The sequence below is a fragment of the Candidatus Nanoarchaeia archaeon genome (assembly GCA_035290625.1).
Lineage (GTDB): Archaea > Nanobdellota > Nanobdellia > Woesearchaeales > DATDTY01 > DATDTY01.
This window is the reverse complement of sequence record DATDTY010000018.1, coordinates 18,995-32,905: the sequence shown is the minus strand read 5'-3', so window position 1 is coordinate 32,905 and position 13,911 is coordinate 18,995. Positions and strand designations below refer to the sequence as shown.

At 48.1% G+C, this 13,911-nt stretch carries 8 protein-coding genes and 1 tRNA gene; 4 read left to right on the top strand and 5 right to left on the bottom strand.

Annotation, left to right across the window (positions count from 1 at the left end; translation table 11 throughout):
• Window positions 1-575, bottom strand: a 575-nt coding sequence (locus VJB08_01550; protein HLD42651.1) for a hypothetical protein, incomplete at its 3' end; no start/stop codon positions are given.
• A gap of 88 nt (window positions 576-663) precedes the next feature.
• On the opposite strand from VJB08_01550, the gene VJB08_01545 reads away from it, so the two are divergent.
• From VJB08_01545 to VJB08_01535, 3 genes are all read left to right on the top strand, one after another.
• Window positions 664-2,748: a hypothetical protein gene (locus VJB08_01545; GenBank protein ID HLD42650.1), complete on the top strand. Its 2,085-nt coding sequence runs from the start codon at window positions 664-666 to the stop codon at window positions 2,746-2,748.
• A gap of 171 nt (window positions 2,749-2,919) precedes the next feature.
• The gene (locus VJB08_01540; protein HLD42649.1) at window positions 2,920-8,226 is read left to right on the top strand and encodes a fibronectin type III domain-containing protein; all 5,307 of its coding nucleotides are present in this window, start codon (window positions 2,920-2,922) and stop codon (window positions 8,224-8,226) included.
• 2 nt (window positions 8,227-8,228) lie between these two features.
• A complete protein-coding gene (locus VJB08_01535) occupies window positions 8,229-8,987 on the top strand; it encodes a hypothetical protein (protein HLD42648.1) in 759 nt (252 codons plus the stop codon).
• Here the strand turns inward: VJB08_01535 and VJB08_01530 are convergent.
• Complete coding sequence (locus tag VJB08_01530; protein HLD42647.1) at window positions 8,968-10,488, bottom strand: helicase-related protein; 1,521 nt, start codon at window positions 10,486-10,488, stop codon at window positions 8,968-8,970. The genes VJB08_01535 and VJB08_01530 overlap by 20 nt on opposite strands.
• Before the next feature lie 255 nt (window positions 10,489-10,743).
• Between VJB08_01530 and VJB08_01525 the strand changes: the two genes are divergently transcribed.
• Entirely contained in the window at window positions 10,744-11,604 is an 861-nt protein-coding gene (locus tag VJB08_01525; GenBank protein HLD42646.1) for a hypothetical protein, read from the top strand.
• On the opposite strand, the gene VJB08_01520 is transcribed toward VJB08_01525, so the two are convergent.
• The 3 genes from VJB08_01520 to VJB08_01510 form a co-directional block, all read right to left on the bottom strand.
• Window positions 11,567-12,079, bottom strand: a complete 513-nt coding sequence (locus tag VJB08_01520) for a hypothetical protein (GenBank protein HLD42645.1) — start codon at window positions 12,077-12,079, stop codon at window positions 11,567-11,569. The two genes, VJB08_01525 and VJB08_01520, sit on opposite strands and share 38 nt — an antisense overlap.
• Window positions 12,080-12,343: 264 nt before the next feature.
• Window positions 12,344-12,459 (bottom strand) — tRNA-Leu (locus tag VJB08_01515).
• 275 nt (window positions 12,460-12,734) lie between these two features.
• Window positions 12,735-13,862, bottom strand: coding sequence for a hypothetical protein (locus tag VJB08_01510; GenBank protein HLD42644.1), 1,128 nt, complete (start codon window positions 13,860-13,862; stop codon window positions 12,735-12,737).
• Window positions 13,863-13,911 lie beyond the last annotated feature (49 nt).

The following is a 13,911-nucleotide window of genomic DNA, read 5'->3' as shown; positions in this document are numbered from 1 at the left end:
TCAACATCCCTATGTAGAGCGCTGAGCTCCTCCTCCCACCCCTCATGCTGCTGCTTAAACTGCTTCTCAAGCAGCCCAAGCTCCTTCTGATGCTGCTCAGTAACTTCATTAATCTTGCTCTCCAAATCCTGGGCTCTTCCTTTCAAACCCAAATTTTCCTGTGTCAGCAGCTCAATCCGCTGCATGTTATTTTCAAGAGCCAGCCGCAAGCCCTCATACCTTTGGTGATCCTGCCCCGCTTCCTCCTCCGCAATGCGCAACAGGTTCCTCAAATCCCTAATGACCTCAATGGCTTCTGTAGTGCTGTACCTCTCGTGAGGACTCTTCTTTTCAAGCGCCCGAATCACAGCACGTTGGTTCTCGCATCGCTCTGTAGCCTCTTGCAGCTCCGCTTTGAGCTCTTCACTATACCCCCTCAGCCCCCTTTCAGTATCAGCAAGTCTTTTCTTCTCTTGTCCTAAAGAATCCTGAAGCTCCTCAACAACATCCAGATTTCTGATGCGCGTGTATGTATCTTGAATAACATCATGAAGAAAACGATACCCTCCTGCAATCTTTCGTGCCCACCCAAACATAGTAACTGGAAAGCCAGGGAGCTTTAAAAGAATTGCGGAATCAGAGAAAGGTATTTAAACACACTTTGGGGAGGCTTAAGGGGAGATAGTGGAAACTGTCATGAAGAGAGGCCAGGTCACAGTCTACATAATCATAGGGCTGCTCATCCTTCTTGCCTTCTTTCTAGTCTTCTCGCTCATGCAAGCCCAGCTTGGCCAGAAGGAGATCCTGCAGCCAGAGGCTATTCCAATCAAGATCTACACAGACTCCTGCCTTTCCAACATTGCAAAGGACGCCATTACGATTCTTGGCACTAGAGGGGGCTACATCAACCTTCCTGCTGATATGCAGCTCGACCTCCAGAGCACCCTGTTCCCTTATCCGAGCATACGAACAGTCCCCCAGCACAGGAATCCCTCCAGAATTCCCTTCTGGTATTATACTGGATTTGATCACTCTCCGGAAACAAGAGGATCCATGGCCAGGGAGATCTCTCAGTATGTAGAGCAGAACATCATTGGCTGCCTTGACGACTTCTCTCCCTTCACCCAGCAGTTCACAATCACAACAGAAAGCCCCCCAACAGCAACAACAACCATAGGAGATGATGAGGTTACAGTTCAGCTCAACTATGTAGTCGAAGCAGAGCAGCAGCTCTCTGACAGGAAGACAGTCCTTCCTTCCTTTGAAGCAAAGGTTCCTGTCAAGCTCGGAAAAATCTTTGATCTTGCAAAAAAAATCATGAATGAAGAGAACGACAACCAGTATTTTGAGAATATTACCATTGACCTCATGGCGCTCAATCCTGAAATCCCCTTTACAGGGATTGATTTCCACTGCGGCAGGCGCAGGTGGGATCTCTTTGAAATAAAAGAAGGCCTCCAGGATGCGCTCAGGCAAGAGCTTGTCCGGATTAGGATCAAAGACACAGACTATCCTCCCTTTGAACAGCCCGAGGAGTTCTATGAGCAATATCGCGATTTGGCCTGGAATGACGATGGCGGCATCATTGGCCTTCCTTCTGAAGGCCTTCCTGAAGATGCCTATGATTATTTCCATTACCTCCTTGGCTTTGATATGGATGCAGAAAGGTATAGAGACCTTACTGTAGGGTTCCAATACGATCCAGAATGGGGAATGGACATCACAGGACGTCCAAGGAATGGCCGCTACCTTGAATCCCAGGTTGAGCGAGGCCAGAGCTTCTTAAGGTTCCTCTGCCTTAATCCCTACCATTTTACATATGATGTGCAATATCCCATAAAAGCATCAATCCGTGATGACTCAGCCTTCAATGGAGAAGGATTCATCTTCAGCTTTGCTTTCCCTGTCCTTGTTGACCACAACCAGCCTGGCAGGGAGTTTCTTGGAAGGAGCTTCTTTGACACCCCTGGCAGCTTTATCGGGACATGCACAGACATGGATGATCCCGGCCTTCCAGAATTTGATATCCGGGCCAGAGGCATTGACGACGCAGGATATAATGACGATCTAAGGGGAGCTGCTATCACCTATAGTTGCGGCATTTACGACTGTTCCCTTGGGCAGACAGATCAAGACAGGTTTGGGATAAATCGCCTTGTCACAAAGCTTCCAAGAAACTGCGGCAACGGAATCATGATCGCTGACAAGGAAGGATACCTCCAGGCAAAGCAGCAGATTGTTACAACAGACGCAAATCCATCACCTCTTCTTATGCTTAATCTCAAGAAGCTCAAAAGGCTGCCTTTCAGTGTCGTAAAGCACGAATACAATTCAGTGGATCCCCTTGCAGCCAGCAGGATAAGGCCTGAGGAGGACCTTGCTCCAAATGAGAAAGCCATCATCAGCATCCAGAGCATTGAAAACCCCCAGCATCTCCTGTTCAGGGAATTCCCTGTGGCTCAAGATCCTCTTGCTCCAGAGGCAGAGCTGAATCCCGAGTTCAGCTCCATTGACCTGATCCAGGAAGACGGAAGCTACCGCGTTGATATTGTCCTGATTGATGAGAATGCGCACGATCGGGTATTAGGCGGTTATCAAAATTTTACGTGGAATGTTCAATGGAGCGACATCGCAAGCGCAGACGAGCTTGTCTTCAATGTCATCGAATATCTTCCAACCCCGATTAATGATACGCAGGAATGGGAAATCCTGAATTTCCTTCAGGACGATGAAAGTTATAAAACAGAGATACCTCCTGAACTAAGATGAACCAGTCAACAAAATTCCAATGAAATCAATTGAAAATTTAAAAATGAAAAATTCAATGAAAACAAAATCAATGAAAAAACCAATTAAAAAATTAACTGGATGCAGAAATTAAAATCAATCAAAATCGCAATGAATGAGAATCAATATAACCCTAAACAATAAAAAAATTCCATGAAAACAGCATTGCAGTCCCTGGCATTCCTGATGATATTCTTAGTCATTATGCTGCCTGTTGAGTCAGCTGTTGCGCTGCAGGCAATCGAGGTAAAGGAAGGCTCAACCCCCCTCCTTCAGTCTCCGGCTTCCCTTGAAGTTACTCTTCCGGAGAACTACAACAGGAGAGAGCTCCTCATCCATGGAACAACGACGCCAGGCAGCACAGTAGACATCCTGGCTGGCGAGGACAGGCATCTTGTTGCTTCAATAACTCCTCAATCAACAGCAGATGGTTCCTTTGAATACATGCTGCGTACTTTGGAAGAAGGGGAAAACCTCATCACCCTGACAGCAACTGATCCGTCAGGCCAGCAAAGTTCAAGAGAATTCAGGGTGAATGTAGACACCCAAAACCCCGAGTACACGCTCTCTTCAATCCCAAGGCTCACTGCAGAAGAAAGCCTTGTGCTCACTGGAACAGTCAATGAGGAATCAACAATAACCTTCCTTCTCGAATCAGGAGCAGCAGTAACCATCCCGAAGCCCGAGAACCTGCAGCTCGAGGATGTTGCAGCAAACTCCCTAAAGCTCACGTGGGCTCCTGTTGAAGGCTACACCTATGTAGTTTACAGGAATAACGTCAGGATTGCCGTAACAACAACGCCGCAATTCATCGAGGCAAGCCTGAATGCAGGAACAACGTACACCTACCAGGTTGCAGCAGTCTTGCAATGCAATGAGGGTCCTCGCTCTGATCCTTTAGAAGCAGTAACGCTGAGCGGCGAGGCAAGAGAAACAACTGAGCAGGAAATACCTCTTGCCTGCGAAAACAGGCCAGAGCCTATTGCCATAACAGCAACTGGAGATTTTGAGCAGACATTAACGCTCAATCGTGGCGTCAATCGAGTCACTATCATCATTACAGACAGGGCAAATAACTCAGTAACAATCCAAAATCTGACTGCATTAGACCAGGATCCTCCAGTAATAGAGACAAGCAACATGGAGAGACTGGATCCAAGCTACTCGCAGGAAATCACGATAATAGGAAAAGTCAGCAAGAAGGCAACAGTACTGGCATTTGTCAATCAGCCAGACTTACCTTCTCCCTTGTTCACAGAGCCAGAGCAGACACTCTCAGACTTCATCAACACAGAAGACGTATTTTCAGTCGAGACTGATGAGAGTGGAAATTTCGCTCTGCCAGTAACCCTCAGGAGAGACCCAGACATCGCCCATACTGAACGAACAGCCCAGGATTCTTCCAGGCTGGGAATTCTTACCCAATCAGAATTCAGAAACGCAGTAACTCTTGTAGCAGTAGATGATGTTGGGTTGGAAAGCCAGCAGATCAGGGGGCAAATCCGCTATAGCCTCTGCGGCTCAGGAGGGGACTGGATCATCACGACTTCCAGCATCACTCCTGATGTGATTATCCCAAGGCTTGTTTTAGAGGGGCTTAGCCAGGTTGGCTTCAGCGCTGAGTTTGAGTGGGCAGGTCCAGGCGAGGATCAGGACGCAGTCCTGCAGACTCCAAGGCTTATCGACAGGCCTCTCTCCCAGGAGGACGCAGATAATTATGATGAAGAATGGGTAAGGCTTTCCAGGCCTCCATCGCTTGACAGCCCTACACGGACAAGCGCAGCCTATTTCCTCCTTGACATCAGGCAGCCCAGAAGGCAGGGAGATGAAACAACACTCAGCCTTGAAAACGAGATCTCAGACCACCGCCTGAATGAATGCACGATTCCAGGAACAGGCTGCTTGAAAATCCCGCTCATGCTTGAAATTCCTTATACCTACAGGGACACATATGCTCCTGTTAATCCTGTTGCAGGCAGTTCAGGGTTTTCAGGAACTCCTGGCAGAAACACTCAAGAATACCTCACTGGCCTCCAGCGCCAATGCTGGGATGTCGAGATTACCATAGACAGAAGGCTGCCTGCGGATGCGATTCCGAAAGCATTCCTAGAAGGCTCAGTGAATGTCCTTGAGTCTGCGATAGATATAATTGACACAGTCCTCAGGCCAGTGAATACAGCCAAGAAATGGGTCTTTATCGGCTGCTTAGGCTCATGGGCAGCATGGTGGGTCAAGAAAGCGACAGAGTGGTCAAGCTGCGTTGGCGTCTCACTTTCAGCAGGGATCCCTTCATGCACCCCTCATCCAGACGATCCCAATGATCCGTGCGCAAACTGCCTCCGTGCAAGAGGAGAGACAGCAAAATTCTGGGAAAAGACGCAGTGGATCTGTGATAGGATCATGTGCCCTGCTGCTCCGACTGTCCAGAAGTACGTCAGAGATGCAAAAAAGAACACGAATGAAGTTCCCTCTCATTGCTCCCAGCAACCTGTGACTGACGTGGACTGGGATTCCAAAAGAGGCGATGAAAAGTGGCAGGAGTACTGGAACCCTGACAATTTCCTTATCGAGGCTCGCCCCGGCAGCGGTCCAAATAACGTCGGCTCAAACATCAATCAGCAATACTGCGAATACGAATACATCAAAGAGTATGATTCTGTTGCTGTTGGTCTCAATGAGTTCAAGGAGAGCTACTGCTTGACCCCTGCAGGAAAAGAGGATGCAAAATGCGGCGGCTTGCAGGTATTTCCAAGGCTCATTCGAGGAGTCTGCACAGGCCAAACCAATGAAAGGCTGGTCATTGCAACAAGCGCAGTCGGCCAAAGGGATACAAGTTACTGGGTGATTGATGCTGATCCACAGTCAGGCGACGGCTCTATCCAAGCAGCCTGGGAAGGAGAGTATAATGCTGAATTTAGATGCGACAACGAAAACAGCCAGCTTGAGCGCTGCGATATTGGAAATACGATTGCAAACTATGTGAAGAAGAAAGAGGCAAGCCCAGTATTGCGGGTCAGGGAAAGTTTGGGAACACATATCAGCGGAGGTGCATTCTGCGCAACAAGACCACGGGGTGCTGGAGAAGATGCCGAGGAATTCATTCCATATGAGGAACAGCCACAAATTTTCCAGAGAAAGGTGCCTCTCGGAGTCTATGAGCAGGTCTGCGCTGAGGCAAAGGACTATGTCATTGATCCGACCTCAGACTTAATCTCTGCATTCCAGAGCATTTGCCTGACAGCAATCAGCGAGTACCTCAACCACTACAAGCAGATTTTGCTCATGGTCAAGAACTGCTTCAACACAATCTTAGTTACAGGTGATGGATCTGCAGGAATCTGCAAGCAGGTTCTCTCCATTTATATCTGCGATCTGATTTACTTTGCAATAAAGTGCATCATTGAGAAAGCAGGCCGTGGATTTGGAGGCTCCAGGTCAGAGGTTCGCGGCGGGTTCTCAGGCTTCCTGAGCTATATCTCAAATTCAGGAGCGCAGACGCAAAACAAGATACGCTCAAGGTATGGATCAACCGGAATCTATCGCTCCCTTTTCCTTGAGAGAAAGCTTGTCCATGCAACCTGCCGATTTGCATTTACAGGAGACTGGGATTACAACATTGAAGGATTATTAGAGCAGGAAGTCCAGGTTCCGATTGCCACAACCTGCTACATCACAGGAACAAGGAGATTCCTGACAAAAGACCCATCGCAGCAAGGCAGGGCATCATTCCTCTACCATCTTGGAGTCTTTATCGTTGCAGGAGCGCCAGAAACAACCTACAAGGTCCAGCTTGTCTGCTCAGGAGAAAACACCTGTGACTCAGATATTGATCCGAACGGAAACGACTGCGACTGCCTGCATTTTAGGGATGGAGAGCAGGTAATCCAAGTCAGGGCAGGCCCGGGAAGGCTGCGGCAGGGCGAGACAATCAATGTTGAAGAGTTCAGGGAAGAAGAAAGGCCCTACCGCTATGATAAGGCGAGGATCCTCATCTCTTACCCCCGCGGTGGAAACTCGGACCAGGAGGTCAGGGATGAGGAATGTGCTGTGGTCAACCTTCCCAACATCGGAGGCCCTCCGCCTGCAGACTGCGGCTTTGAAGGATGGGAATACCACTGCGCATTTGACTTCGGCAGATACGGAGTTGCCTATTTCGACCAGAACGTAAGGCTGAAAGACGAGGGCCAGCCTGGATTCTTTTTAGGAGAGACAATCGAGCTTGACGGCGCAATTGTCAAGAACTCGCCTTCAGAAACCCCACAGCAGACCATGTACATGAAATACACCCTTTATGGTAATAGGGAAAACCGTCAGGAGCAAATTCTAGAAAATATCATACCGCTCACAGCAGACGGCACAATTCCGTTTGCAAGCGGCATTCCTGGAGGACCGTTCCCTGGGTTCAAAATAGTCAGCACACCTACAAACCTGCAAAACCGAGACTTGAATCCATTTGAAACCTCGGCTCAAGCAACGGCAATTCAGCAAAGAGGCATCCAAGCAGCAAATGAGCCAATAACAGTAGAATTCAGCAACCCACTGGCTCAGTTTATTGGATTTAGAATTACTATTACAAAGAATGACGGTCAATACACATTAAATTCAGAGAATTCGTGTTTTAATACTCAAACAACAAGAACTGCAACAACTGAAGACCTTGCTGCTGGAGTCCAATGCACATTTACAGAGAATGGGCAAGCACAAACTATAACCTTGCGTGGCTCGTTCACTGATACTGCAAATACTATCCCCCTCACAATTTCCCTCCAACCAAGACGACCGCAGCCAGAAGGCAGCCACAAAACCCTCACCCTCCGCATTTCCCTTCATTATGCAAGCGAGGAGCCTGGCCATACCTTTGACCCCTCAATCATCAGGTGGAACGGAGCAGAGCAGGCCCGTGAGTTTCCTATTGCAGTTAATAATCGACCGCTCGATGCTTCTTATCAGGTGGTTCAAGGTGCGACTTTGCTTGGCTGCGCTATAGGAAGTTTGCTTACAGCAGAGTGCGGATGCGGCAGCTTAAGATGCGGCGGCGGAAACAACGAATACTGCTGCAATAGTGGAGCTCCTTACTGCAGAAGAGGCACTGTATGCAACCGTGATCCACCTTTAGACACAGGAATAACTTATTCAATAGAATACAATGGAGAGGAGCAAAATGAGGGCCCAGTAAATATTCCTCTTGGCCAGACCTTCACCTTCAAAGCAAATAATATTCGCGATGATGATCCAGGAATCTACAAAGTTGAATTCATCCTTGGAAATAATGTGAGAAACCTAAGGCAGACCTGGGCGCCCTATCTCAACAGTGTGGACTATGAAGCACCAATCACCACAGACGGACTTATTGATGGCAGCACGTATGAAACAAAATTAAAAATCACTGACGGCGATGGAAATATAAGAGATACTACTACACCAAGGAGCATACAGATCACAGCTCCAGCAACAACGTAACCATGCAGTCCTTCCGTATCATCAAGTCATCGAAGCATCTTTTCCTTATCTGCCTCCTCTTGGACATCTTCTTCATCATTGCAGCGGCTTTCAGTATCGGCATGTTCTACCCAAAGATGATTGATGAGCTCGTTACCTTGACAGAGTTTGTAGGAACAGCCCAGCCAACATTAGAGCAGCTCCAGGCAGTGCAGGCCAATCAAGAGCTCTTTCAGCAGGCCTACAATAATGTTGTAAGGTATTTCTTCTTCATGGTGTTCGGAATATATCTCTCATACTCAGCATTGCAGGGCATTGCCTGGAAGATAGCCCTTAAAAAGATAAAGAAGAAGCTAACCCTCATAACCTATCTGAGAAGATTCTTTGCTCTAAACATATTCTGGTCCATCCTCTTCCTCCTCTTCGGAGCATTATACGTGCAGTTATCCTTCACCAATGCAGCAATCTTAGGAAAAGGCCCAACAGCTCTTAATATCGTCTTCACCTTACTATCCATGTTCTTCTTTTACTTTTTATTGATCTCCTGCACACAGGCATTCAGCCTTGGAATCTTCAAAAACCTGAAAACCCTGATCAAAAGAGGAACAGAACTCTTCAAAAAAGCTTACAGAGCATACGCAGCAATCCTCTTCATCCTTGTTTTTTGCATATTTTTTATCGATTATGTAAACGGATTTGCAGTCATTGGAGTTCTCTTAATCTCCATCATCCTGTTAGAATTTCTAAGATGGGAGTTCGCAGTCAAAACTTCCCAAGGCTGACCTGGCCCTTCCTCTTCCCATCAGGAACAGCCTCAATCTCCTGCCCAACCTGCTTTTTGACACGAAGTGCTGTCTCTTTTCCAAGAAGCTGGGATAAGGTGGTAAGGCCTGCGTTTTTCACATCTCCAATATCTTTAATCCCGAAATTGAACAGCTTTCTTGCCCTTACCCTTCCAATCCCCTCAAGCCTGAGCAAAGGGAGAAGCTCTGATTTCACTCCATACTTGAGCCGTATCCTCACCTCAGCAGCCTTCTTCTGAAACTCCCGTTTCTTCAAAATCTTTGCAAATTCCTCAAATGCGTACAGAAGCCAGTCTGCAGTTGCAAGCTTTACGCGCGTCTCTCCAGGCCTGATACGATGCTCATTAAGCAGATAGTCATCATCCTTCTCTTCCATCCAGTCCATGAAGAACATTGCAGTCTTCACAGAATCAATGAACTCATCATACTCAGGATCAAAGAGGTTTGGCTCTGAAACAAGCAGCTGAACCCCGCCAAGCTTCTCCTGCAGCAGATCAAATTCCTTCTGCCTGTGCCTCAGTAATGGCCGCAATTCAAGTGTCCACGAAATTGCCTGCGCCAACCCAAACTCTGTCGCTTCCTTTCCCCCCATGCACTCGAGGAAGTGGTGAGCTGTTTGCGGATCAAGGTACAGCTCAGCAACCCTTTTTCCAAGAGCAGTTGCCTCATACCGTCTATTCTCTGCCTTCTTAAGCGACGATGCAGGCATAAACTCTGCGCTCTCAGCCTCAATAAACCCCCATCGCTCCAGCAGCCCGAGCATCTTCTCAATCTTCTTCTGGAGGCTGGCCATATCCCTGTATTGATGCGCCCAGAACGTCTTCCCAAAAAAGCTAAGAATGCCTTGCTTGTCTCCGGCAAATCCTGCTGAAATCAGGGAAAGGAGGTATGTCCTGAGCACAGGCTCAACTGCCAATTTCGAGTAGAGCGGCTCTGCCTGGCCCTGGAGATACCTCTCAAATAGCTTCTCAGCCTCGGCCTGTGTTCCTGCAATCAGCAGCGCCTCTCCAACCTTGTCATACTTCGGCCTTCCTGCCCTTCCTGCCATCTGCATATAATCCAGGACAGGTATCCACTGCATGCCGTATTTTCCCCCATATCTCTGCACACCCTTGATGATTGAGCGGAATGCCGGAATGTCTATGCCGTACGCCAAAGTCGGGGTCGAGCAAATAACCTTAATCAAACCGTTCCTGAATCCATCCTCGACCCTTTCCCTCTGGCCATGGGTAAGCCCTGCATGGTGGTATGCAATGCCTCGCTTCACACAATATGCCAGCCTCCTGCATTGCTCAGTCGGTTTTCCCAAATCGTGCAGGATCTCCTCTGAAAGCTCAGCAAGCTCCTTGCTCTCGCTCCCAAGGCTCCTGCTGATATCCTCTGCAGTCTTCTCTGCGCTTGGCTTCGTTGACAAAAATATCAGGGCTTGCTTGCCCTTCTGAAGCGTATCTTCCACAATGTGCTGGATAGGATCCTTCATGTGCCATAAAGAAGCATAGCCCTTTTAAAAACCCGGGTGTTTTATGGGGCTCTGTAGAAAGTCTCGCTCCGCGATTGCCGCCAGCTCGGCTCTTGCAAGTTTCATTTAGGAGCGGCACCTCCCCGAAGGGGGCAACTCCCTCCGCTTCCGAATTTCTTTCCTGGTCGAGCCTCGCAAAAATGGCGGCAATATCGACTTTCTACTGAGCCTGTTTTATGGGAATGTTTTATAAAACCCAACATATTCACTTCAGGCATGTCCTCATTGTCTTCGCTGGATATCTTCATATTTCGCAGCGGGGAAAGGCAGCGTTTCCAAGGAGAAACCCTCGAAGTAAGCAGGGCTGCCCATGTGAACACCCGCGGCCAGCAAACTCTTCTGGAGCAAGGGAATAATCTCTTGCATCCACCGTATGACTCTATACTGGCAATCCACTCAGGCTATCCGCGAACAAAAGAGACCATTGAATACTTTTTTGGTGGCGCGGAGATACATCTTGATGCTATCTCATATAAAGAGGATCATAGGACAGGCCTTGATGCCATCCTTGAGGCAAAGAAGCTGCTTGGCACTGATCAGTATCACCAATATTACCCCCGCCTCCAGGAAGGCAACATAAGCGGCTATATACTCTCCTGGGCCACAACCCATTATTTTCCTTCGAAGATTGATGGCATTCCATCCCGGATGGAAGGCTTATGCGGAGCTGCAATGGCTCTTGCAATCCTTGAAAACGTCAACGAGGCTCTTTTGGAATATGCTGGAAACCCAATTCCTGCTCGTCGCATCCTTATGATAGCAAGCCACATGCCGCTTGTTGATCTTGCTGCTCAGGCTCTGCTTGGCTTCATCTATAAGGAAACAGGCAGCCTTCCAGAAGTCCATCTCGCAGAGCAGGATGGGCTGCCGTTTCTGAAAAAAGGTGAATTCATCCAAAGCCACATCGACTATGCAGGCTGCTTATCTGTTACAGAACAGTTCCCATGGAAGATTCACAACACCCTCATCAGCCGTTCTGCCAACGACATCTCAACAATCGTGGATACTCTCAAGCTTCATACAACCAACACAGAACGCTTCAGCGGCGATATTTCAGAGCAGCAACGCTCAGCATGAAGAGCAGGCCAAGGGGGATGCCTAAATAAATAATTCTTGTTGGCTGTCCTCCTGAAATATAAACAACAACCCGATCCTGTGAGCGAGTGCTCTCATCAGCCGCAAGCCGAGCTTCAGCAAAGGTATAGTATTGTCCATCCTTAACATCTGGAATCCTGATCTGCCTCGTAAATGATGATTCCATCCCTGTGACAGCAAAGGTGTCCTCTCGGTAGCTGAGGTCATGGAAGTCCTTGTCTTGGATTGAATAGAAGATGATCACATCAGCAGGATAGCTCTGCTGGCTGGACCGCAACCTTATCTCCAAGGTCACAGTATCTCCTGGAGCATGCCTCCTGATGCTGCCAGTCTCCTTGATATCCAGCGAAAGCTGCTCCTCCTTCACAAGAAAGCCAGTAATCTCTGCAGTAAAAAGCACAGCATACGCTAGCAGCGTTCCTATCAGAAAAACAAGAAATACTTTGTGATCATCCATTCCCCTCTCTTGAGAAACCAGATTTATAAATCTAGCGGTAATGTTGAGCAAAGCCGTTAACTTCCTCAAGGCTTTTTGCAAAGGGAAGGGTAGCGTCACTATTGTGAGCACCTTAAAAACAGGAAGGCGCATTGACCGAGGGGTTGTTCTCCATCCGGGAGATGTCAATGGAGCAAATAGTATCGCGTGCGAACCGACGCTACCCCGAACGCAAGCGAGCCTTTGCAAAAAGCCTAAGAACTAAAAAATCTACTTAACAGGTAATGCGGGAGGCAGGATTCGAACCTGCGAACGGACTAACCGACAGGATGCCTTATCTCCTACTTTCCTTGTCTCGTATCTTAAGTCCTGCGCATTTGACCAGGCTTTGCTACTCCCGCAGTTTACAACGAAAAAGGTTTTGCGTTTAAAAGAGTTGCGGCTGGATGGTGGCATTGAAAAGTTGCTCGCTTCGCTCGGCAGCGCCAGTACTCAAAAATGCTTCGCATTTTTGGTCGCTCCTGCGGAGCAGTTCGCCATGAGCTATTCGGTCAGAATAGCGACATTCCCCGAAGGGGGCAACTCCCTTGTCGCTGTGCCGCCGCTCCGTTATAATGGCTCACAAGAGGGCGCTGCATGACTTTTCAATGCCACCGGCTGGATGGTTTGCCCGGGTTCAGGCTTTCTTCGGTTTCGGAGCAGGAGGCATCCTAGCACGTTTTCTTCTCTCACCCCTTCCTTTTCTCATCAGTATGAGCACCAATAACATAATAATCACAATCAACAAGACGATCACAATCAGTGCCCCCCCAAGCAACCCTATAAACAAGAGTGTCCTATCCGCTTCCAGAGGAGAATATCTCTCAGCTGGTTTTTCTTCAACCTTTTCCTTGAAGACAACTCTGAATGAATCCTCACTCTCTGCGCGTTCATCCCCATAATAAATCTCAGCATGGAAGAAGTACCCCCCTTCCATATCAGGTGCAGGCAATTCCCTCTCCACGATGCGGTTTAATGGAACTGCTATCATCTCATATTTTCCTTCTATAATCTCCCCCCCTTCATCCTTTATGGAATAATTCAAGTACACGTCAACAGGCAGCTCTCCGAAGTTGAGCATGGCTATACTCGCTTTTACAGGCTCGCCCTTCCCTACCTCTTTTGTAAGCACATCTGTCTTGATATCAAACAATGGCTTCTTGCTGACATTTATAGCAAGAGGAACTGTCTTAGCCAATGAGCCCGCCACCACTGTAATATCCCCTTCAAACAGCCCTTCTTTAGACCCTGTAAATGCAACCTTTATCATCTGCTCATCATTGTAGTTTGCAAGACTAAATTCGTAAATATTCAATAACACCAGATCCTGCAGGTCATCGTTTTTAATGCTAAACTCCAGGGGCTGTGAGCCGGTATTCCGTATAGACATCTCTTGCACCTTTGTTTGGCCCGGAAGCAGCTCTATCCTGAAAGAAGAGGGAATGACCTCAAAGCTCCGCCTTTCAGGCCCTGCTCCGCCTCCTGCGTCTCCGCTTGGGGCTTCAGCTGCGGCAGCAGCCTGGGCAGTGACTTCAGTGGTGTAAGAGAACCCTGTATTGGATCTGTAATTCGTTGAACTTGGAGACCCGGTTATAATCTGGCCTGACACAATAGAGGTCTTATAATTATCAGAAGCCGCATCATCTGTCCCTCCTCCGCCAACCACTATACTTGTATCGTAATTCGTGCTGCCAGTCGATGCAGAGAAAGCTAGCGGAATAGCTAGCAGCGCTAGAGATATTGCAAGCAATACTGTCCTTTTCATACCCTCTCCCCAATGTTATGAAATGATACGGCTCTGAATATGATCTCTA

What these genes read in the sequence shown, in the direction of transcription:
- VJB08_01540 (HLD42649.1), top strand. Translation starts at nt 2,920, where the DNA reads ATGAAAACAGCATTGCAGTCCCTGGCATTCCTGATGATATTCTTAGTC.
- VJB08_01535 (HLD42648.1), top strand. Translation starts at nt 8,229, where the DNA reads ATGCAGTCCTTCCGTATCATCAAGTCATCGAAGCATCTTTTCCTTATC.
- VJB08_01530 (HLD42647.1), bottom strand. Translation starts at nt 10,488, where the DNA reads ATGAAGGATCCTATCCAGCACATTGTGGAAGATACGCTTCAGAAGGGC.
- VJB08_01525 (HLD42646.1), top strand. Translation starts at nt 10,744, where the DNA reads ATGTCCTCATTGTCTTCGCTGGATATCTTCATATTTCGCAGCGGGGAA.
- VJB08_01520 (HLD42645.1), bottom strand. Translation starts at nt 12,079, where the DNA reads ATGGATGATCACAAAGTATTTCTTGTTTTTCTGATAGGAACGCTGCTA.
- VJB08_01510 (HLD42644.1), bottom strand. Translation starts at nt 13,862, where the DNA reads ATGAAAAGGACAGTATTGCTTGCAATATCTCTAGCGCTGCTAGCTATT.